Annotated in this window: 20 protein-coding genes; 12 read left to right on the top strand and 8 right to left on the bottom strand. The window is 26.8% G+C overall.

All coding sequences use genetic code 11. From position 1 onward, the window contains the following. The first annotated feature begins 264 nt into the window (after positions 1-264). The 5 genes from HNR35_RS01565 (at position 265) to HNR35_RS01545 (ending at position 4810) form a co-directional block, all read left to right on the top strand. Positions 265-492 carry a KTSC domain-containing protein gene (locus tag HNR35_RS01565; protein WP_004789464.1) on the top strand — a complete coding sequence of 76 codons (228 nt, stop codon included), beginning with the start codon at positions 265-267 and terminating at the stop codon, positions 490-492. Between the two features lie 242 nt (positions 493-734). Further along, positions 735-1256, top strand: a complete 522-nt coding sequence (locus HNR35_RS01560; RefSeq protein ID WP_183223468.1) for a tetratricopeptide repeat protein — start codon at positions 735-737, stop codon at positions 1254-1256. A 125-nt stretch (positions 1257-1381) separates the two neighbouring features. Further along, a complete protein-coding gene (locus HNR35_RS01555; protein WP_183223467.1) occupies positions 1382-2032 on the top strand; it encodes a hypothetical protein in 651 nt (216 codons plus the stop codon). A 189-nt stretch (positions 2033-2221) separates the two neighbouring features. Beyond that, entirely contained in the window at positions 2222-3442 is a 1221-nt protein-coding gene (locus HNR35_RS01550; RefSeq protein WP_183223465.1) for a ribose-phosphate diphosphokinase, read from the top strand. 3 nt (positions 3443-3445) lie between these two features. Continuing rightward, the gene (locus HNR35_RS01545; protein WP_006433893.1) at positions 3446-4810 is read left to right on the top strand and encodes an FGGY-family carbohydrate kinase; all 1365 of its coding nucleotides are present in this window, start codon (positions 3446-3448) and stop codon (positions 4808-4810) included. Here the strand turns inward: HNR35_RS01545 and HNR35_RS01540 are convergent. From HNR35_RS01540 to HNR35_RS01515, 6 genes are read right to left on the bottom strand one after another with little or no spacing between them, the layout of a single operon-like run. Continuing rightward, a complete protein-coding gene (locus HNR35_RS01540) occupies positions 4793-5539 on the bottom strand; it encodes an SPOR domain-containing protein (protein ID WP_006433901.1) in 747 nt (248 codons plus the stop codon). The genes HNR35_RS01545 and HNR35_RS01540 overlap by 18 nt on opposite strands. After that, on the bottom strand, positions 5523-6140 hold the full coding sequence (gene coaE / locus HNR35_RS01535) for a dephospho-CoA kinase (RefSeq protein WP_006433949.1): 618 nt from the start codon (positions 6138-6140) through the stop codon (positions 5523-5525). Before coaE ends, HNR35_RS01540 begins: the two co-directional genes overlap by 17 nt. Further along, positions 6122-8848, bottom strand: coding sequence for a DNA polymerase I (polA, locus tag HNR35_RS01530; RefSeq protein ID WP_183223462.1), 2727 nt, complete (start codon positions 8846-8848; stop codon positions 6122-6124). The genes coaE and polA overlap by 19 nt, the downstream gene beginning before the upstream one ends. Further along, complete coding sequence (locus tag HNR35_RS01525; protein WP_006433892.1) at positions 8845-9249, bottom strand: hypothetical protein; 405 nt, start codon at positions 9247-9249, stop codon at positions 8845-8847. The genes polA and HNR35_RS01525 overlap by 4 nt, the downstream gene beginning before the upstream one ends. Then, positions 9239-9658, bottom strand: a complete 420-nt coding sequence (gene fliS, locus HNR35_RS01520) for a flagellar export chaperone FliS (protein WP_006433954.1) — start codon at positions 9656-9658, stop codon at positions 9239-9241. Before fliS ends, HNR35_RS01525 begins: the two co-directional genes overlap by 11 nt. A gap of 8 nt (positions 9659-9666) precedes the next feature. Further along, positions 9667-10047 (bottom strand): response regulator, encoded by a 381-nt coding sequence (locus tag HNR35_RS01515; protein ID WP_006433913.1) that lies wholly within the window; start codon positions 10045-10047, stop codon positions 9667-9669. A 249-nt stretch (positions 10048-10296) separates the two neighbouring features. Here HNR35_RS01515 and ligA point away from each other — a divergent pair, with 249 nt between their 5' ends. Beyond that, positions 10297-12279 carry an NAD-dependent DNA ligase LigA gene (gene ligA, locus HNR35_RS01510; RefSeq protein ID WP_183223460.1) on the top strand — a complete coding sequence of 661 codons (1983 nt, stop codon included), beginning with the start codon at positions 10297-10299 and terminating at the stop codon, positions 12277-12279. A gap of 34 nt (positions 12280-12313) precedes the next feature. On the opposite strand, the gene HNR35_RS01505 is transcribed toward ligA, so the two are convergent. Then, positions 12314-13807, bottom strand: coding sequence for a hypothetical protein (locus tag HNR35_RS01505; RefSeq protein ID WP_183223458.1), 1494 nt, complete (start codon positions 13805-13807; stop codon positions 12314-12316). Between the two features lie 277 nt (positions 13808-14084). Between HNR35_RS01505 and HNR35_RS01500 the strand changes: the two genes are divergently transcribed. From HNR35_RS01500 to crr, 6 genes are all read left to right on the top strand, one after another. Beyond that, a complete protein-coding gene (locus tag HNR35_RS01500) occupies positions 14085-15947 on the top strand; it encodes a hypothetical protein (protein WP_183223457.1) in 1863 nt (620 codons plus the stop codon). Beyond that, entirely contained in the window at positions 15934-16401 is a 468-nt protein-coding gene (locus HNR35_RS01495; RefSeq protein ID WP_006433952.1) for a hypothetical protein, read from the top strand. Before HNR35_RS01500 ends, HNR35_RS01495 begins: the two co-directional genes overlap by 14 nt. Then, a complete protein-coding gene (locus HNR35_RS01490) occupies positions 16394-17263 on the top strand; it encodes an FAD binding domain-containing protein (RefSeq protein WP_183223455.1) in 870 nt (289 codons plus the stop codon). The genes HNR35_RS01495 and HNR35_RS01490 overlap by 8 nt, the downstream gene beginning before the upstream one ends. 135 nt (positions 17264-17398) lie before the next feature. After that, a complete protein-coding gene (locus tag HNR35_RS01485) occupies positions 17399-17659 on the top strand; it encodes an HPr family phosphocarrier protein (protein ID WP_002557145.1) in 261 nt (86 codons plus the stop codon). 20 nt (positions 17660-17679) lie between these two features. Beyond that, positions 17680-19401, top strand: coding sequence for a phosphoenolpyruvate--protein phosphotransferase (gene ptsP, locus HNR35_RS01480; RefSeq protein WP_006433859.1), 1722 nt, complete (start codon positions 17680-17682; stop codon positions 19399-19401). Between the two features lie 2 nt (positions 19402-19403). Continuing rightward, positions 19404-19973: a PTS glucose transporter subunit IIA gene (gene crr, locus HNR35_RS01475; protein ID WP_006433945.1), complete on the top strand. Its 570-nt coding sequence runs from the start codon at positions 19404-19406 to the stop codon at positions 19971-19973. A gap of 37 nt (positions 19974-20010) precedes the next feature. Here crr and htpG read toward each other — a convergent pair whose 3' ends face one another. Next, positions 20011-21861 (bottom strand): molecular chaperone HtpG, encoded by a 1851-nt coding sequence (htpG, locus tag HNR35_RS01470; RefSeq protein WP_183223453.1) that lies wholly within the window; start codon positions 21859-21861, stop codon positions 20011-20013. Positions 21862-21895: the final 34 nt, after the last annotated feature.

Raw genomic sequence — 21895 nt, 5'->3', positions numbered from 1 at the left:
AAGATTAACTATCCTAATAATTTTACAAAATTTTTTTTTAAAAATCTATCTCATAGCATTTTATGTTATTAAATAGTTTAAACTTTAAAATATTTAATATGATGTTTACAGTTTGCTTGATTAAAGTTGTGTTAATGTATATCCTTATAGTAGGGAATATATCATTTAGTAGATTTTGATTTTATTGATTAAAATTTTTTATTTAGTGAATTAACTCTTACTTTATTATTATACTCCTAAGATAATTATTTGGAGGAATTTGAGTTGGAAACTTTAACAATATCTAATGAATTAAGCAAAATATCACAGGTAGGTTATGATTCTTCTGTGTCTGAGCTTTCTGTATTTTTTAAGGATGGGAGAGCTTATAAGTATTTCAAGATCGAACCAAGACATTTTAGCGTAATATCTAAACTTATTGAGGATAAAAGATCGGTTGGTAAATATTTAACAGAAAACATATTTAACAAGTATGACCAAGAAAAGCTTTAATTTGGTTTTTAGATAGCATTAAAAGCCCTTTTGTTTTTTTAAACAGGAGGGCTTGTTTATACTTAGCTTTTAGAGTGCTAAATTTTCTAAATTTTATTTTATAATCATCAAATATGGTTTGCTTAATTTTAAAATTTAATAACATTAAGACGATTAAGTTTTATATTTTGATTGTTATTAGATTTATTGCTATTTTACTACTTTGAATAATTTAAATAATTTAAGGACTTGAGTAAGTTTTTATGTATAAATTGTTATTTGTTTTTATTTTGTCTTGTAGCTCTATTTTTAGGGAATATCAAAACATATCTGATGAATATTATAAGCTTGCTAAATTAAATGAAGAGCTTGGTAATAATGAGTCTTCTGTTATGCTTTATGAAAAATCTATTAAATTTAATATTAATGCTGGTGATGATTCGAGTTATAATTTTATTTTAGCTTGCATTAATTTGAAAAAATACGCAGAGGCTGAGTTGAAACTTAATTCGATTATAAAAGAAGATCCAGAAAATATTTTGTTAATTAATTTGAAGGGATATTTGCTTTTTAAAAAAGATGATTTAGATAATGCTTTGATTTATTATTTGAAAACTTTAGAATTTGCGCCTGCAAATAAAGAGGCTTTATTTAATATTTTTTACATTTATCATTTAAAGAGTGATAAAAAAAATGCAAAAAAATATATTCTAAGATATAAAGAGCTAAATCATCCTATGCCAAGTGGTGTGGAAGAAATAGTTTCTTCTATTGTTAAGAGTTAATTTTTATTTTATTTTACTTACTTTTTACTTTTTTACTTTGTGATAATTATTATATAATAAGGTATGCAATATAAACCCTGTTTTATTTTTCATATTTCATAAATTTTTGTAGGAGGAGTTTGTATATGATAAGGCTTAAAGTTTTAATTTTGTGTTTGTTTGGGATTTTTGTGGTTAATGGTTTTGCAGACACTACTTTTGAATTTAATTTTGGTGGTGGGGTTGCTTTTCCCATTAATCCTTTTTCAAGCTTTTATAATGAGGCTTTAGAGATTAATACAAAGCTTAAGCAAAATTTGCCTTCAGGGTCATCCCCAATAGAAAAAGAAGAGATAGCTCAAAAGTTTTCCGATTTGGCCAATATTGCTAAAGCCGGATTAAAATATGGGACTTATGCTCAATTTGGTGCTAAGTTTGATGATTTTGTTTCTGTTGGATTTGAGCTTTTGTTTGACATGAACCTTCTTAAAGTAATAAAGCGTTCAGATGGAACTGCAAATGAAAATTTCTCTTTTATCATGGCAATAACACCGAGATTTTATACAAGATTAGATTTTTTTGTTTTAGCTTTAGCGTTTTTCACAGGTCCTAAGATTAATATAGCTACTTCTGCTGCAGACTCTGTTTTAGCAGAGTTGGGGACAATGGGTTGGGATATTGGTGCTAGACTTTCATTCTCTTTTTTAATTCTTGAAGGTTACTATGTTTGGAATATCCAAAACGCTAAATTTTCTGATTTCAAGTTTGGAATAGGATTTGAATTTGGAATTGTGTAGTTTAGTCAATTTTGTTTTAAGGATTATGCATAATATTTATTTTTGCTATTAATAAGATTTTCTTTTTATTATTAGAGCTAAAATATTTTGGCCTTGCTTTAAAAATTTTAGTTATTTTTGTGTGTATAGTGATGTTGAATTATCAAATCAAGATTATTAAGGTATTTTTAATAAAGAACGAGGGGCTAGGTGAATTTACTTAAAAAAAAATCAATAGGAATTATTGCTTGTCCTGGGGGTAGAGTTTTCGCTAGTAAAATAATAGAAGAGCTTGAAAGAATATTTATAAATATTGAGAATGATATTGTAGATAGTATATGCCAAGATTCTAAAGTCTTAAAGGAAGAAATCTTTAAGATTGAAAAGGTTTTAGCTCCTTTTTTAGAAGGTTTTAGTTTATCTACTCTTAAAAGCAAAGAGCCTTTAGAAATTCCTGTAAAATTTGTTAAATTTGCCAATGGTGAATTTAAAACTGAAATTTTAAAAACAATTAGGAATAAGGATATTTTTATTGTTCAAGATGTTGCTAATGCCTATGAAGTTGAGATAAATAGCAATGAAAAAATAATTATGACAGTTAATGATCATATAATGAATTTAATGACAACAATAGATGCTTGTATGCAGGCTAAAGCCAGTTCTGTTAGTGTTATTATTCCATCTTATCCTTATTCAAGGCAAGATAAAAAACATTCAAGGGAATGTTTAACAGCAAGTCTTATTGGAAGATTTTTAGAAGAGTTGGGTATTAGGCATATTTTAACCTTAGACATTCACTCAAAATCCATTGAAAATGTATTTAGAAAAGTTTATTTTGAAAATTTAAATGTTTCTTATGAAATTTTTAAGTCCCTTAGAGATTTGATCGATATTAGAGACTCCAATTTAGTTATTGTCTCGCCGGATACAGGTGCTGTAAGTAGGAATAAATTTTTTGCATCAACTCTTAAGAGTCCCCTTGCTTTGCTTTATAAGGAGAGAGATTATTCAAGAGTTTCAAATGATGTTAATGATTCAAATATTTCTGTAACCAAACTTTTAGGAGATGTTGAAGGGAAAAATGTTTTTATGAGTGATGATATGTTAGCTACTGGGGGCACTCTGATTAAGGCAATGAAATTGCTTAAAAGTATGGGCGCTAAAAAGATTATATGTGGGATTAGTTTGCCGTTTTTCAATGGAGATGCTATTAAATATTTTGACAAGGCTTATGAGGAGGGGTATTTTTACAAAATAATTGGAACAAATGCTGTTTGTCATAATGATGAATTAATAAATAAGCCTTGGTATTATGAAGCCAATGTTGCACATCTTTTTGCAAATGCAATATTTGCAATTTACAATAAAGTTGGTTTACAAAAAATTCTTGATAGAAGAGATGATATTCAAAAATTAATTACCAAAGGTTAGTTTGTGAATGCTCTTAGTATTGATATTGGTACTAGTGTTTTAAAGGCTGCATTAGTTAGTTCTGAAAATGGAATTTTAAGTTATATTGATGTTAGTTATTCGGATTATTTTGATGTCGATTTTGATAATTTTGACTTTAATATATGGCTTTTTTCTTTTAAAAAAGCCATATCCAATTTTAAACACAGCAAAATAGATTGCATTGCTGTTAGCGGTATTTCTCCATGTTTAATTGCTTTAAATTCAAATTTAATTCCTTTAGAAGTATTGCATTGGAATTCCCTTAAAATTAATTCCGATTTTAGGGGAAAGTCTGTATTTTTGCCCTATGTACTTAGTACGGTTGAAAGAGGAACATATTCTAAAATAAGCTATTTTGTTTCTTGTTTTGAGTATTTTATTTATTTACTTACAGGAAAGCTTTTTACAAGCTTTCCAAGCGTAGAATATATTCCTTTTATTTGGGATGATGTAGAGATAAAAAAATATGGGCTTGATAAGAATAAATTTCCTTCGTTCATAAAAATGGGGGAAAATGTTGGGGTTGTAACTGACAAAGCAGGAGTTGAATTTGGACTAAATAGTGGAATTAGTGTAATTAATGCGGGGGCAGATTATTTGAGTGTTTTGGTGGGAAGCGGAGCTTTTCAAGAGGGGATTGTGTCAAATAGAATGGGCACAAGTGAGGGGTTTAACTTTGTTTCAAGTACATATTTGCCGGGATTTTCTTTGGAGTATCCTTATTTTTTAGAAGGATATTTCATTGTTGGGAGAATTGTTCCTTTTGGATATTTGATGCAATTGTTAAAAGACAGTTTTTATAAAAAAAGTTTGACTTTTGATTTACTCTTAAAGAAGATTGTTAAAAATGCCACTTTAAATAATATATACTTTTATCCAAGCAAAATTAAACTTTTTAATGATTTATTTATTATAGATCCTTATCTTTGCAAAGATTTGAGTAAAGGAATTTTTGGTAGTGCTAAAAATCCATTAGAGATTGGTTTGGCAATACTTGAGTTTGTATGTTTTGCTTTTTATAATAGATTAGTTGAGTTAAAAGCCTGTAAAAAAGAAATTTTGAGTATTTTTGTTAGTGGATCTAATTCTGATAATTTGCTTTTAAACCAAATAAAAGCAAATATTCTTGGCAAAGATTTAAAGATTTTTGATTTTAAGCATTCAGAAATTATGGGAGGGGCAATTCAAGCATTCTATTCTTTAAGAGAATTTAACAGTTTGAATGATTCTTTTTTAAAGCTTGCAAAGATTAAGCATGTTGTTTCGCCTATTATTGAGATTCATGAAGAATATTTAGAAAAATATCAAAAATATATTAATAACTATAGTCTATTTGCTAACCGGTAGTATATAAATTTCTTTAAATTCGCTTATTCCTGATATTTTTTTAAAGTCCGCTTTTGCTTCTGACTTTGTTTTATAAGGTCCAGATCTTACCCTGTAAATGTCTTTATTATCTACTGTTGCAGAATATATTTTAGCAACTATATTATATTTGAGTAATTTTTGAATATAGTTATCTGCATTTATTGGGTCTGAAAGTGATACAAATTGTATGTAATATTCTGTATTAGGGTCATATATTTTATCAATGTTTAAATCTTTTTGGGCTATGGGTTGAGATTTTTCAATAATTTTTGATTTTTGAGAAGTATTGGGTATTTTTTGAGTTGTAGATTGAGATTTTTCAATAATTTTTGATTTCTGAGAAGTGTTAGGTATTTTTTGAGTTGTAGATTGAGATTTTTCAATAATTTTTGATTTCTGAGAAGTGTTAGGTATTTTTTGAGTTGTAGGTTTTTTTTCTTTATTTAAATCTTGTGTTAAATCTATGATTATTTCATTTTGAGTTTCAGATACCTTTAAAGATTTTTCATTTTGGTCAATGTTTTCTAAGTTGTTTTGATCTTTGGTTTCTTCTAAAACAATATTCTTTTCTGCAATATCTGAGGCCAAATTTTTGTTTGGAAAGAAGATAATTGTTCCAAGAAATATTATGATACAAACTGTTGCAATTGAGGTTAATGCTACAAAAAATCCTTTGTTATTATCGTTGTTTTCATTTAAATCTTTCATAGTTGATTATCTCCTGCATTTTTTTTTCAATTTCTTTTTCTAGATATACATAATTCTTATTATTAATTACATTGATTATTTTTAAGTTTATAATATTTTTTTTAAAAAAAATATCTTTTTGGATTTTGAGTATTTTATTTATTATATTTGAGTCAATATTTGGCATAGAATATGATAATCTATTTTTTATTATAGGAGTTTTTGTTTTAATAACAATTATATAGTCGCAAAGTTTTTCTAAATTTATTTTAAAAAGTAAAGCAGCATTGATTATTATTTTTCTAGATTGGTTTTGAATTAAAATTTTTTTTATTTTGTTGAGTATGATTGGATGTGATATGCTTTCAAGCTTTTTTAATTCTTTAATATCATTAAATACAAGATTTCTTATCAAGAGTTTATCTATTTCATTTTTAGTATTTAATATCTTTTGACCAAATGTTTTAATTATTTCTTCTTTTTTTTCATGTAAGACTAAATGCCCAAGCTTATCTGCATTTATTTCGTAAAATCCATATTTATTGGTAATTATTTTAGAAGCAGTATCTTTGCCAGATGCAATTTTTCCTGTTATTCCAATTATTAATGAATTTCTCCCCATGATTTTCCCGTTTCAATATTTGCTCTTAAAGGCGGGGTTAATGTGTAAGCGGTTTCCATCATAATTTTCAATATTTTTTTCACTTCATTTTCCTCTTTAATAGGAGATTCAATAAGCATTTCATCGTGTACCTGTAGTAATATTTTTGATTTCATTTTTTTATTTTTAAATTCATTAAACACTTTAACCATTGCAATTTTCATGATATCAGCGGCACTCCCTTGAATTATACTATTTATTGATATTCTTTCAGCGGCAGATCTTTCTAGATAATTATTGCTATTAATTTCTTTTATATATCTTCTTCGTTTTAAGATGGTTTCGCTATATCCAGTATTTCTTACAAAGTTTATTTGATTTATTATAAACTCTTTGATTTTTGGATAAGAGTCAAAGTATGAGTCTATAAATCCTTTTGCTTCTTCTTTTGTAATTCCTAGCTCTTTTGCAAGTCTAAAATCTGACATTCTATAAATTATTCCGAAATTAATAGATTTTGCTATTCTTCTCAAGTTAGGAGTAATTTCTTTTTCCTCTATTTTGAAAAGTTTAGAAGCAGTTTCTGTATGAATGTCTTTATTATTTTCAAATGCCTTAATAAGGACTTCATCTTGTGATAAATGAGCAAGTATAGCAAGCTCAATTTGAGAATAATCAGCTGAAATAAAAATATTACCATTTTCTGGTTTAAATGCTTTTCTTATTTTTCGTCCTTTCTCATCTTTTATTGGTATGTTTTGCAAGTTGGGATTTATACTGGTGACTCTACCGGTTGCTGTTTTTGTTTGTATAAAGTTTGTATGCAGTCTGTTTGTTTTATAGTTTATTAGTTCTATCAAATTATCTGTGTAAGTGCTCTTCAATTTTGCAATTTGTCTGTGCTTTATTAGGTTTTCAATTGATTCATGCTGTCCTCTTAGAGATTCAAGCACTTTTATATCAGTTGAATCTTTTTTCATTTTTTCTGGTAATTTTAGATTTAATTTTTCAAATAAAATTTCATGCATTTGTTTTGGAGAATTTAGATTAAAATCAATTCCTATGCTTTTTATTATTTCGGTTTCTATTAGTTCTAATTCTTTTCCAAGTTCTTTCCCATATTCTTTTAAATATTCTCTATCAAGATAAATACCATTTTCTTCCATTTCTATAATTACATTGTTAAAAGGCATTTCTATTTCGTGCATCAACTTATCAAGGCTGTCTTCTTTTAATTTTTTGCTAAATACATTAAATAATCTAAATGTAATATCAGCATCTTCAGATGAGTAACTTGTTGCCATTTCTAAAGATATGCCTGCGAAGTTATCATTTTTTTGTATGACATCTTCATATTTAATATTTTTATGCATTAAATATTTTTCTGCAAGAAAATCAAGTGATACTTTTGAGTTTGTGTCAATAAGGTATGCTGCAATCATTGTATCAAAATAAGGTGGTATAGGGTTAAATCCATTATTTTTTAGTATTTTATAGTCAAATTTATAATTTTGACCAATTATTTTTGGATTTGATTCAAAAAAATTATTGAATTTTTGTATTATATAATGTTTTTCTATGTAAATTTTTCCTCTGGCTTCGATTGGAATATAATAACCTTCAAATTCTTTAAATGAAATGGAAATCCCAATTAATCTTGCTGTATAGATGTCAAGCGAAGATGTCTCTGTGTCTATTGATATGTATTTAGCTTTCTTAAGGCTTTCTATTAAATTGTCAAGCTCTTTTTTTGTTGTTATTGAATGATATTTAACATTTTCTGTGTCAATTGTATTTAAGGTATCTATACTCTTAGTGGTAGATTCTTGCTTAAATAGGCTTTTTTGAGCTAAGTTTTCTTCTTCTTGTTTTAAGATATCCCTTTTATAGGTTTTTATCAGAGTAATTGCTGAATGCTTTTCAAACAAAGATATTATCTCTTCACTAAAATTTTTTAAGGCGAAATTTTCAATTTCTGGAATTTTTAAATTTTCTTCAAGACTTACAAGGTCATAGCTTAAAAAAGCATTTTCTTTTTCTTTGATTAAAATTTCTTGATGTTTTTTAGTTATTAGTTCTAAATTTGAATATATTCCTTTTAAGGTTTTAAATTCTCTTAATAAATTTGCTGCCCCTTTAGGCCCAATACCTTTTATTCCGGGTATATTGTCAGATCTGTCTCCAACAATAGCTAAATAATCTTTTATTTGAAAGCTATTTATTCCAAATTTTTTTATTACATACTCATTGTCCATTTCAACAAATCTGTTGTTTTCAATTTTAAGTATCTTTATGTGCTCTGACATTATTTGCAGCAAGTCTTTGTCAGGAGAAATAATATAGGTTAAATAGTTGTTCTGTGCAGCTTTTTTAGCAAAACTAGCTAAAAGATCATCAGCTTCGTACCCTTCAATCTCAAAGATTGGTATTTTTGCTTTTAAAAGGCCCTTTTTTATCCATCCAATTTGAGGTATTAAATCATCCGGAGGTGCATCTCTTGTTGCTTTGTAGTTTGGATATTTTTGTTTTCTAAAAGTTGGTATTTCTGAGTCAAAGGTAATAATCAAATGTTTAGGATTTTTTTCTTTTATTATGAAAAATAATGTTTTAAAAAAGCCGACAAACGCGTTTACATTTTCTCCTTGTGTGTTTAAAAGTGGATAATTTTTCATTACGTGATAATTTCTAAATATTATATTTAGTGCGTCAATTAGGTAAAGTTCTTTCATATTTTCATATCTAACATTATAGGTGAATTGATTACTGTAATATGATTTTGATGTTTTTTAATTTTTGGAATTTTTCTTTTTACATTTATAATTTGTTGTAAGAGTTTATAACAAATTTGATATTTAATGTATATTTCTTCTCTTAGTAGGTTAATTTCTTTAATTAAATAGTCGAAATTGTCCAATTTTTGGTTTTTAGAATATTTCAACCATGCATTTATTGTTTTATAATAATTTTTGATTGATTCTAAGATCAAATCTTTTTTAGGATTGGTTACATTTAATATTTCTATTTCTTCTTTTTGCAATTCAACACTTTCTATTATTAACACTAACTGTAATTCTTTTAATTCTAATAATAAATTACTAAAATATTTTTTTAAAATTTCATTAGCCGACAATATTGATTCCTAATTTATTGTGAGCAACATTATTTTCTTTTTTCCCTAATTTTTTCCAGGCAAAGTTTAATATTTGCAATTGTTTTATAACATTGTCAATTTTATGTATTTCTTTTTTTAAAAGAACATTTTCTAGTTCTTTATTTAGAAATGAGTATATTGAGAGCAAGTTTGCAGAGATATTTCCACCTTGTTCAAAATTTAAAGTTGACATTAATTCAGTAATGATTTCTTGTGCATGAAAGATTTTTTCATTAGCTTTAATGCCATTTTGCCAATTTTCATCTTGTATAAGTTCTTTGGCAACTTTTAAATCCTGTATTGCTTTGTCATAAAGCATTATCAATATTGATAAGGGGTTTGATGTATTTATTTGTGTTTGTTTATATATATTTTCTTTTGCTATCAAAATTTCCTCTAATCTAAAAGTTTAATTTGTTCTATTATTTGTTCTTTTTTAAAAGGTTTTGTAATGTATCCTCTAGCTCCAAGAGATAAAGCTTTTTGTATTAGCTCTTGCTTTCCAATAGCTGTAACCATTAATATATTGACTTTTTTAAGCAATTTTTTATTAATTTCATGCATTCTCTCAAGAGCTGTAATTCCGTCCATCCCCATCATTGTTATATCGAGTGTTATTAAATCAATATTATTTTGTTTTTCAAATTCTTTAACAGCCTGAATTCCATCTTCGGCTTCTAAAAATTCTTTAAATCCCAATTGTTTTAAAATTTTTATTAGGTTTTTTCTCATGAAAAGTGAGTCATCAGCTACTAAAGCTTTTTTGTCTTCTTCCAAATGAGCACTCCTTAATCCATTTTAACATATTTAAAATATCTTTAACGACAATTAAAATATAATTCACATTTTTATAATATTGTTTTTTTTACTTAATTTTTTTATTTAAAGATTATTTTACTTTGAAACATTATTAAAAATAATACTGTTTTTGTGTTCTTTTGTAGTTTGTATAATAAGAAAGATGGTTTTTGCTTGTGAATTTAAATTGTTTGATAAAATAATAAAGAATATGTTAAATTTTACCCTATGGGCAGTAAAATCCAGCAAGAAATTGCAAACTTGAAAAAGCTGATCAGAAAGTGGGATAAAGAGTACTATGTAGATTCTTTACCTAGTGTTGAAGATTTTGTATATGATGAGCATATTTTAAGGCTTCAAGAGTTAGAAAGTAAGTACCCCGAATATAAGACTTTAGATTCTCCTACTCTTAAATTTGGAAGTGATCTTTTAAATGACTTTAAAGAGGTTGAGCATTCTATTCCTATATTAAGTCTTGACAAGGTTTATGATCTTAATTTGCTAAAATCATGGATAGATAAGATTGATTTTAACAATTCTTTTAATATTTCTGTTGAGCCCAAGATTGATGGGTGTTCTATTGTTCTTTATTATAAAGATGGTATTCTTGAAAAAGCTCTTACTAGAGGTAATGGAAAATTTGGTAATGATGTTACTAAAAATGTTAGAACCATTAGGCATATTCCTTTATTTCTTGATGAAAAGGTTGATTTAGTGTTAAGGGGCGAGGTTTATATTACTAAAGAAAATTTTTTCAAAATAAATAAATTTTTGGAAAAGCCTTATACTAATTCTAGAAATTTGGCTTCGGGAATACTTAGAAGGGTTGATAGTAAAGAGGTTGCTAATTTTCCTTTAAATGTTTTTATTTATGATTTTTTGAATGCCGGATTGGAGTTTAAAACTAATAATTTGGCTACTGAGAAACTTAAGAAGTTAGGGTTTCAAGTTAATCCTTTGATTAGGTTTTTTGATCAAAAAAGTTCAATTAAAGAAGTTTTAAATTATATAGCAGATATAACAAAAAAAAGAAATTCTTTTGAGTATGAAATAGATGGAGTTGTTCTTAAGGTTAGTGATTTTGCTTTAAGAGAAAGATTGGGATATACTTTGCACCATCCGAAATGGGCAATGGCTTACAAATTTGAATCGCTTTCGGGTTTGAGCAGGGTGAATAGTATTGTTGTTCAGGTTGGACGTAGTGGTAAAATTACCCCGGTTGCTAATATTGATAAAGTTTTTGTTTCAGGGGCTTTTATTACTAACGCAACATTGCATAATCAAGATTATATAATGTCTATTAATTTAAATGTTGGTGATATTGTTAAAGTTTCAAGAAGAGGAGATGTAATTCCTGCTGTTGAAATGGTGATAAATAAATTTTCAACAGGATTTTTTAAGATTCTTGATAATTGTCCAGCTTGCAAAATGGCTTTAGTAAAAGAAGGGGCACATTTTTTTTGCACAAATAATAATTGTCCCTCAGTAGTAGTTGAGAGAATAAAATATTTTTGTAGTAAAAATTGTATGGATATTGAAGGGTTTTCTGATAAGACCATTTCTTTTCTTTTTGAGAAAAAATTTATTTCTTCAGAAATTGATCTTTATATATTTGATTTTTATAAACTTCTTAAATTTAAAGGATTTAAAGAAAGAAAGGTGAATAATTTGATAAATTCAATTAAAGCTAGTAAAAAAAAGCCATTTAGCAAGTTACTTCTTAGTATAGGAATTAAAGAGTTGGGGGAAAATACAATAAGGTTATTATTTCTTAATAATTTTAATTCATTCTCAAAGCTTTTTAAACTTTGTCAAGATAGAGATTTTGCTTTTTCAACATTGTTGAAAATTAAAGGCATAGGAGAAAAAATTGCTTTAAATATTATTGGAGCTTTTAATGATTCAATAATGATTAATAAGTTTAAATTTTTTGAAAATTTAGGATTTAAAATGGAAGAGTGTGTTTTGATTGATGATAAAAATAAGTTGTTACTTGGTAAAAAGTTTTGTATTACTGGATCTTTTGGTGATTATTCTAGATCTATTGTTATTGACAAGCTAGAAAATAAAGGGGCAATTTTTCAAACTTGTGTAACTAGGAGTTTAGATTTTCTTATTGTAGGGAAAAAGGCCGGTACAAAGCTTAAAAAAGCTTTGAATTTAAATATAAAAATTATGTCTTTTGAAGACATAAAAAGTTACTTAGATTAAGTTAGATTTTAAAGGTTTTAAGTTGTTATTTATGTTATTTAATTATTTTTATTTGCTTAAATTCAGGTTTTAAACTTTTATACATAATTCCTAGTTCATGGATATTTTTAACTTCTATTAAGTTTCTAAAAAATTCTTCGTTATTTTTTAGAGTGGGGTTAATGAAATATTTTTCAAATTTATATTTTGAAATTATTTCATGATTTTTTAAAGCCTCATTTAAATTATTAGTTGGATTTATTTCAATATAGTATGTGTTTTCTTTTTTAAATTCAAATTGATCTCCTTTTTCTTTAAATTTATAGTTATTAAAGTATATGTCAGGGTAGATTTGAAAATCCGCTGTTTTGATCATAGTTGTTTTTGGTGTACTTTTAACATTTTTTTCTAGATCTTGGCTTTCGTTTTTTTCTATAGGTTTTAAATAATTCTTTTCTAATTTAACATCTTCTTCTAAGTCGTCATTTTTGTTTGGGATACTTGGAACGAAAGTCTCTTCTTGTAAAGATTGTTGAGAAATTTCTTTTTTTTTAAAATTATTTAATTCTTTTTGAAGCTTTAAAATAGTCTCCTCATTCTCTTTTATTTTATCTTCTAATTCTTTTAGTTTGTGTTTATCAGTTCTTAGTTTTTTTTGATTTTCTTTGTTTATTGCTTCATTTGCGCTAACTTTAGCCTTTAAGCCATTGATTATTTTTCCTATTAAAGATAAGTTTTCTTCAATTTCTTCTAAGTTTTTATTTGAGTCATCTTTTTTTTTAAAGTTTCTTAATTCTCTTTGTAAGTCCAAAATAGTATTTTCATTATCATTGATTCTGTCTTCAAGCTCATCAAATTTTTTTTCATTAATAGCATAATATTTTTCGTTTTCATAAAGTTTTTCTTTTAGGTTATTTATTATTCCTTCATTAGAAGGGTAGTTATCCCCATTTGTTTCTTCAGCTTCATCATTATATTCATAATTTTCTTCAAAATCATCATCATCTTCTTCTTCAATGTTTTCAATATTTATTTTTTCATAATTTTCATTTTCTATAGGTCTGGATCTTTTGTTAAGGAGCTTTTTTATTTCTATTATTTCGTTTTTTAATTTATTGGTTAAAATTTCATATTTTTTCGCTTTTTTTTCGATCGATTCTATTTTTTTATTTTCATTTGTCAATGCTTTTTGATTTTTGGATTTTAAAAGCTTTTCTATATTTCTAATTTTACTTTCATAATTTTCAATTATAGACTTTATATCATTTTCGTCCATTCTTTTTTTAAACAGTTTTTTGTCTCTTATATTTTCTGGCAACTTTAGATCTTTACCCTTTTTGGGGTCTTTATAAGAAACTATGTTTTTGCTTGAATTTTTTAAGGCATTTATTTGATCGTTTTTATTCTCAGCATCTTTAAATTCTTCACTTAAATCTTCTAAGGGAATTTCAATGCTAGAGTAGTTTATTGTATTATTGGCTGCCCCAAATAATGATATACATAAAAGTATTATAAAATACTTAAAGCTTCGATTTTTTGTTTTATTCATAAGATCCTTGTTTTTATTTAGAAAACATCTATAATTTATAATGTTATCATAGTTTGTCTATTTATCAAAAGCAATAAAATGCTATTGAAGGTAGTATTTTTATTGATAAGTAGTGCCAATTTCAAATTGGTTTTAAGTGAATTTCTTATTAAGTTGCTTTAAGATTGTTGCATGTTGGTAAGGTAAGCTGTTTTTGAAGTTTTATTTTTCAATCTTTTTTTATGTAATAATGGGTTCTTACTAATTTATTTTTTTTGTTTAGTTGGAGTTTATAAGTTTGACAAATGTGGATGCAAGTGAATTTTGGGCTTTGCCAGTTTGCTGCAATGTTAAGGATTCTTTTATTGAAGATTTTAGCTTTGTAGATGAACATGTAAGTTCAATTTTTAGTATCAGCTATAAAGATAATATAACTTTAAAGTTTAGAGATTTTGTTGATTCTAATGAATTTAATTTAAAGCTTTTTGATAATAAAATAAGTTTTGAGGGCCAAATTCCCCTGGTTTTGTATTCAGATAATTTGGATTATTTATTAAAAGCTGAAAAAAGTGTTCTTTTTAATCTAAGAATTGGCGATGGGAGTAATAATTACTCCTCTAGATTTGAAAAGAAAGAATCTGAAACTTGTAATGTTTTGAATTTTTGTTATAAATTTAGTGATTATAATAGTTTTTCGGATGACTTTATTTTAGTTAAAATATTTTTTGATTCTGAAAACTTGATTATTGATGCTAATGTAGATAATATTTCTTTTTTGAAATTTTTTATTAGTGAAAATTTTGGCGTAAATAAAGACAAAATAAAAATCAATTCTCTTAATAGTTATTGGTCTAGTTCTATTTTTCCCATTTCTTTTAATGCAATTTTACAAGGTATTGTAATTTCAAAAAAAATTAATAAAACGGTTAATGTTGTTTACTATAAAAGGCATTTTGGAATTTTAGATAATTTAAATTTAACTTTTACAGTTTCTAATTGTTTGTTGGCAAATAACAAGCTTTCAAAGATTGTTTTGGAAATTTTTATAAATAGACCTTTAAATTTTTTGTATAAGTTTTATTTTAAATTTATTAATAATATTTTTAAAAATTTGTTTTTTGATGGGTTTTTAGAAATTTTTTTTGTTGAGAATAAAAGCGATTTCATATTTTTTTATGACAATCTTTTAGCATTTGAGATTTCTGTTTATAATTTTATTTATTCCAATTTTTATAATATTGCTTTAACAATGTCTTGTGAGCCAATAGGGTATTTGCTTACACAGATTAAAGGCGATTACAGTAGTTTTTTTAAAATTTTTAAAAAATTGGATTTAAAGAATTCTTTAATAAAGAAATCTTCTGTTTTAAGTGTTAACAAGAATTATGATATTTTTGATACTAGCCGCAGGGGAGTTGGTTTTGCGTATTTGAATTCAAACGCTTATTTTTTAAGTGGAGAGCAATATGTTGTTGCACTTTTAAATAAAGATGAATTAAATATATTTTTGCCTTATAGTATTATTGACAACAATTTAAGTAACTATTTAAAAAATAGTTTAGCTAAAACCTTGGGTTTGGCCTATAACAATGTAAATTTTTTTATAGATGAGAGCATATTAGATTTTGTTAATTTTTATAATCTTCTTTTTAAAGATCCTTATTTAATTGAAAAAGCAATTTTAGCTATTAAGGATAATTTTTTTTCTTTGACAAGTACAGGCCTTGTAAATGAATATCCTGTTATTTTTAAAGAAAAAATAGTTACTAGGCATGTTCATGATTGCAGGCTTGGGTGTTCTGTTGAACTTAAATTTGAATTTTATTCTCTTAACGCGGTTTTTAGCAATGTAAGTTTTTTTGTAGAGCAAGGCAAGTTTGCCAGGCTTAAGTTAAATAATAAAAGAATTAGTACAATATTTGGGTTGGCGGTTGATTATGTGTTTCGCAGTGCTAATGTAAATTGCGATGTTAAAGATTGTTTAAGCTTAGAGTTTATTGAGGATGGCGAGTTTATTTTTTCTTTTAGGAGTTTTTTTATTGTTTCTGTTTCTGCAATTCGAACTGCTTTGATTCAAATATTTGATTTTAATACAAGCAGTACGCCTCTTGATTTTGAAGAAATTTTAAATAGTTGGAGTGTAAAAATTGATATTGATTAATTTCAATCTAAATGGAGAGAGTATTTCAAAAAAAATTAGTCTTTCTTTGGAAACTAGAAGTCTTTTAGATTCTATCTTTTTTGCTAAGAGTAATAGTTTAGAGTATATTGTTAACAATAGATTTTTTTTAATTTTATTGGATTTTAGACTTGTTTATTCCAATTTGGTTCCTGCTTTTATTTTAAATGGTCGTAGTGTAGTTACTCTTGAAGGACTTAAAAAGAAAAGTTTTTATCAGCACATGCAAAAGATTTTACTAGAAGACGATTTTAATTTTTGTAGTAATTGTTTTGAATCTAATGTTTTGTTGTTTTATTACTTTTTAGAAAACAAAATTGTAAGCAAATCAGATATTTTAGGCTATAGAAATTCATTAAAATGCAATTGCATGGATGTTGATACTTTTTTATCTCTCTATTTGAAAGCTGAAGAATTGTACAGAAAAAATGGCTAATGTTAAAGTTTATTATCCTGAAAGTTTTAATATACTATCCAATTTATTTAACAAAAATTTAAATAATTATATCATTTATAATGAGCTAGATTTTAAAAAAAATCCTAATCTGTTTAACAAAGAAACACCTATTGATAATTTTTTTATTGTTGGTAATTTTGAAAAATTTAATAGGGTGTCTTTAAGGGGTAATTTTCTTGAGATGGGACCGTGTGTTACTTACAACGAGATACTTCAGATTGGCAAGAAAAATATTCCAAGTTTATTTTATGAATTTATTTCAAAATTTAATGATAAAATATATTTAAATAGTATTAATCTTGCAAATGGATTTTATTATAAAAACACTATTTTTGATATTTATCCTTTATTATTAAGCCTTGATGCGCAAGTTGAGTTTAAAGATGTTTTGACCAAAAAAACTTATGTTTTTAGTGCGTATAATTTAAATAGGGCTGAGTATATTGCAAATCGAAGCACTATTCTTGTTACTAAATTTAAATTCCCAATGATGAATTTGTGGAATAGAAGCTTTTATCATAAAGTATTTTTCAATACCGTGTCTTTTGACATTTTAGAAGAAACGGACGTTATTTTTATATGTATTCTTTTAAATATCAAAAGGGATGTTATAAATGATTTTTTGTTAAAAATATTTTATGATGATAAGATGATTGTAATAAAGGATTTTCAGGTTTTGCTTTTGAACAAGTCTTTGCCGCTTTCATTTTCTGAGATAGAAAATTCTCTTAAAATGTTGGATAAAAATATAAGAGATTCTAAAAATTTTAATATAGGAGAGAGAAATTTAAAGCTAATAAAGAATTTTTATTTAGACATATTAATGAATTTTAATTTTTAATGCTTGGAATAAGTTTAATTACTATCTTTATTATGCTATATTTCTTATATAAATGGAATATATAATTTATTTTTATGTATTATAATGTAAAAAGTTAATCAAAAATAATATTCATAATGAGGGGTTTCTGTACTTATGGTAAAAAAAGAAGCAATTATTAAGGCTGTAAATGGTTTACATGTTAGGCCTGCGTCAACTTTTGTAAAAAAAGCTAAAGAATATTCTAGTGAGATAACAATAGAGTCTGATGGAAAGTCTGTTAGCGGAAAAAGTTTATTTAGGCTTCAAACTTTGGAATTGTCGTCAGGTAAAAAGCTTTTGATATGTGCTGAGGGTGAGGATGAGGAAATTGCTGCTTCAGAGCTTGCAGAGCTTATCGAATCTTTTAAGGAATGAATTTTAGAAGGATTTAAGTTATGACTTTATCGGGTAAAAGAATATCCAAAGGAATAGGCATTGGAGAAGTTCTTTGTATTAGAAAAAATTTTGATAAAATTATAAGTAAAGAAAAAATCGACTTTTCTCAAGTTGATAGCGAGATATCAAAATTCAATAAATCTAAGTCAAAAGCAATTGAGGCGCTTAAAGATCTTGAGAGAAAAGCCGTGCTTCAATTTGGAGATGATAAGAAAGGTATTTTTGAAGGTCAAATATTGATCGTTGAAGACGATGAATTTTCTGAGCTAGTTGTTGAGCTTATTACAAAGGAAAATTATAGTGCTGCTTATTCTATCTATTTAGCGTTTGAAAATTTGGTTAAAAGTGTGGAAGACTATAAAGATCCTTATTTAAAAGAAAGAGCATCTGATTATAAGGACATTAGAAATAGATTAATTTCTACCGTTTTAGGTCAAGTAACCGATTTTTCTGAGATTAATAAAGATATTATTCTTGTTACCGAAGAATTAACACCGTCTGATACCATGCAATTTGACTTAAATTATGTTAAAGGATTTTTAACTGCAGTTGGAGGAGAAACCTCTCATGCTGCTATTTTGGCAAGAACAATGGGACTTCCAGCGCTTGTTATGACTTTGTTAGATATTGATGCGCTAAAGGATGGTGATAAAATAGTCATTGATGCAATATCTTCTATTGTTATTAAAAATCCTTCTTATGATGAGCTTGATCTTTATAAAGATAAGATTTTGCGACAAGTAGAGATGGAAAAAGAGCTTTTTTCTTTAAAAGATAAAGATGCTGAAACAAAAGATGGTATAAAAGTGTTTTTAAAGGCAAATATTGGAACGCCAGTTGATATTGCCTATGTTAATAAATATGGCGTTGAGGGAATAGGTCTTTTTAGAACAGAATTCCTATATATGAAATCTTTACAACCCCCAACAGAAGATGAGCAGTTTGAAACTTATAAGAGAGTTATAGATACAATGGAAAAAAAAGGGGTTGTTACTATTCGTACTCTTGATGTTGGTGGGGATAAAGAAATTCCCTATCTTAATTTTGAGAAAGAAGAGAATCCCTTTTTGGGTTTTAGGGCACTTAGGATGTATAAGGAATATGAGGAATTGATCCAAGCGCAGTTTAATGCTATTTTTAGGGCCAGTCATTATGGGAAGATAAGAGTAATGGTGCCCATGCTTACCAGATATGAAGAGATTGAAACGATCGAATATTTTGTGAATAATGCAAAAATCAACCTGAGGTCTAGAAATCTGCCTTTTGATGAAAATTTGGAAGTGGGTTGTATGATAGAAGTTCCTTCTGCAGCTTTAATTTCTTCTAAACTTGCCAGTAAATTGAAATTTTTTAGTATAGGGACTAACGATTTAACCCAATATGTTTTAGCTGTTGATCGTGGTAATCAAAAAATATCAAATTTATATGATAAGTATAATCCTGCTGTGTTGAAATTAATCAAAAAGGTTCTTGACGATGGAGTTATTTCTGGAATTGATGTGTCTGTTTGTGGTGAGCTTGGGGGGGATGATGCTGGAGCATTACTTCTTGTAGGTCTTGGATTTAGGTCTTTGAGCATGATTCCTAGTGCTACACTTAGAATTAAATATTTGCTTAAAAAATATACAATAATGGAATTGGAAGAATTAGCAAATAGGGTTTTAAATAGTGATTCTGAACAAGAAACTTTAAGTTATTTTGATAAATTTATAGGAGATTAGTTATGGGGTTTTTAGATTTTTTTAAAAAAACTGCTACATTGGATTTGATTGCTCCGATTAGTGGAAAAGTTATGTCGATTGATAAGGTTCCTGATGAAGCGTTTGCTGAAAAAATAGTTGGTGATGGAATTGCAATTCTTCCAACAAGTAATGAGTTGCTAGCGCCTTGCGATGGTAAAATAGGTAAAATTTTTAAAACTAATCATGCCTTTAGCCTTGAAACTAAAGAGGGTGTTGAAATTTTTGTCCATTTTGGGATTAATACTCTTAATTTAAATGGTAAGGGTTTTACAAGAGTTGCTGAGGAAGGCACTAATGTTAAGCAAGGTGAGGTTATTATTAGGCTTGATCTTGAATATTTAAAAGAGCACTCAGAATCTGTTATTACTCCAGTTGTTATCGCAAATTCTGATGAAGTTTCAAGCATAGAATATTCTTTTGGAAAGCTTGAAAATGAGTCTGAATATATTTTGATGTCGTCAACTGTTTTGACAGAAGAAATTAGACATAAAATATCTCAAACAAAGCCCGTTGTAGCAGGCAAAGATTTAGTGTTGCGAGTTAAAAAATAAAAGAGAGAGAGCTTAAAGCTCTCTTTTTTTATTTTAATCATAAAAAGTCTTTTTCTAGAAATTCGTTTATTATGTTTATGAATTTTCTTGGATTCTTGCTAGGCATTCCTGAAGTTAGTAAAGCTTCCTCAAAAAGGAGAATGCTTGTTTTTTCTAATTTTTCAGGCTCTAGGTTTTTCAAATTTTGAACTATTTTATTATTAGGGTTTAGTTCAAGTATTGGTTTGATTTCTTTTACTTCTTGTCCCATTGACAGCATGATTTTTTGCATTTGGTAAGTTGGATCATTGCTATCAACTATTATTGCCGAAGGCTCTTTTATTAATGTTGCCGAGAGATTGACTTCTTTTATCTGGTCCTTGAGGATTTCTTTTACTCGTGTAAGGGTATCTTTAAACTCTTCTTCAATTTTTTTGAAATTTTCATCTTTTAATTCATTGCTAGTTTCATTTTTGTTTATTGCTTTTAGTTTTAATCCTTCGTATTCTGGAATTAGATTTAAAATAGCTTCATCAAGTTCATCGTCCATGATTAGGATTTCAAATCCTTTTTCCTTATAAGCGCTCACTATTGGGTTTTCTTTTAATATATTTTCTTTACCACCTGTTATATAGTAAATGCTTTTTTGGCTTTCATTCATTCTTTCTTTATAGTCTTTAAAAGAGACAAATCCATCTACATTTGAAGATTTAAATCTTATTAATGAGATAAGTTTTTCTCTGTTTTCAAAGTCAGAATAAACGCCCTCTTTAATGCATCTACCAAATTCTTTAGAAAACTCTGAAAATTTTTCAGGATTTTTTTTGCTTAGCTTTTCAAGTTCGCTTAGTATTTTTTTTACAGAAGATGATTTTATTTTAGATAAAATTTTATTCTGTTGTAAAATTTCTCTACTTACATTGAGCGGTAAATCTTGGCAGTCTATAATTCCTTTTATAAATCTTAGATAGTTTGGAAGCAAGCTACCTTCAGAATCTGTAATAAAGATTCTGTTTATAAATAGTTTTACTCCAGGTTTGGTGTTTGGATAGTATAAATCATAAGGAGCTTTACTTGGAATATAAAATAAATTGATATATTCTAAATTTCCTTCAGCTTTTGTATGAATATGCATCAACGGATTTTCATAATCAAAGGTTGTATTTTTGTAAAATTCGTTATATTCTTCTGCTTTAATTTCGTTTTTATTTTTTGTCCAAAGAGCAGTGGTCTCGTTTAATTTTTCTTCTTTTTCTTCTATTCCTTCTTGTTTTCCATCCTTCATTATAGGTTCGCTGTATTTTATATAAATGGGATAATTTATGTGATTTGAATATTTTTTGATAATTTCTTGAATTTTCCATTTATTAGCATATTCAAGTCCTTCTTTATTGAGATAAAGCTTTATTTCTGTGCCCCAATCTTCTTTTTTTGTTTTTTCTATTTCATATCCCGTTTTACCGTCACTAGACCAAACATAAGCATCGTTTTCTAGTGCTTTTTTTGATGTAACTTCTACTTTTTCTGATACTATGAATGCGCTGTAAAATCCGACTCCAAATTGGCCAATTAGACTTGCAGATTTTTTTTCATCTTGTTTTAAATTGTTAATAAATTCTTTAGTTCCTGATTTTGCAATTACACCAAGATGATTAGTCAAATCTTGTTCATCCATTCCGATTCCATTATCCTTGATAAGGATACTTTTATCATCAAATGTTATTTCTATTTTTGGTTCTAGAACAATGTTTTTGAATTTTTCATTTGTCAAGCTTAAAAACTTAAGTTTATCAATAGCGTCAGAGGCATTTGATATTAATTCTCTTAAAAATATTTCTTTATGGGAGTAAAGAGAGTGAATGATTAAATAAAGCAAATCATTTACTTCTGTATCAAATTGTTTTTTCATGCAAACTTTCCTTTTCAATTTAATCTTTACTTTT

The organism is Borreliella spielmanii (assembly GCF_014201705.1).
In the GTDB taxonomy this organism is placed as follows: Bacteria; Spirochaetota; Spirochaetia; order Borreliales; family Borreliaceae; genus Borreliella; species Borreliella spielmanii.
Note: the sequence above shows the minus strand (reverse complement) of the source record. Positions and strands in the feature narration are given on the sequence as shown.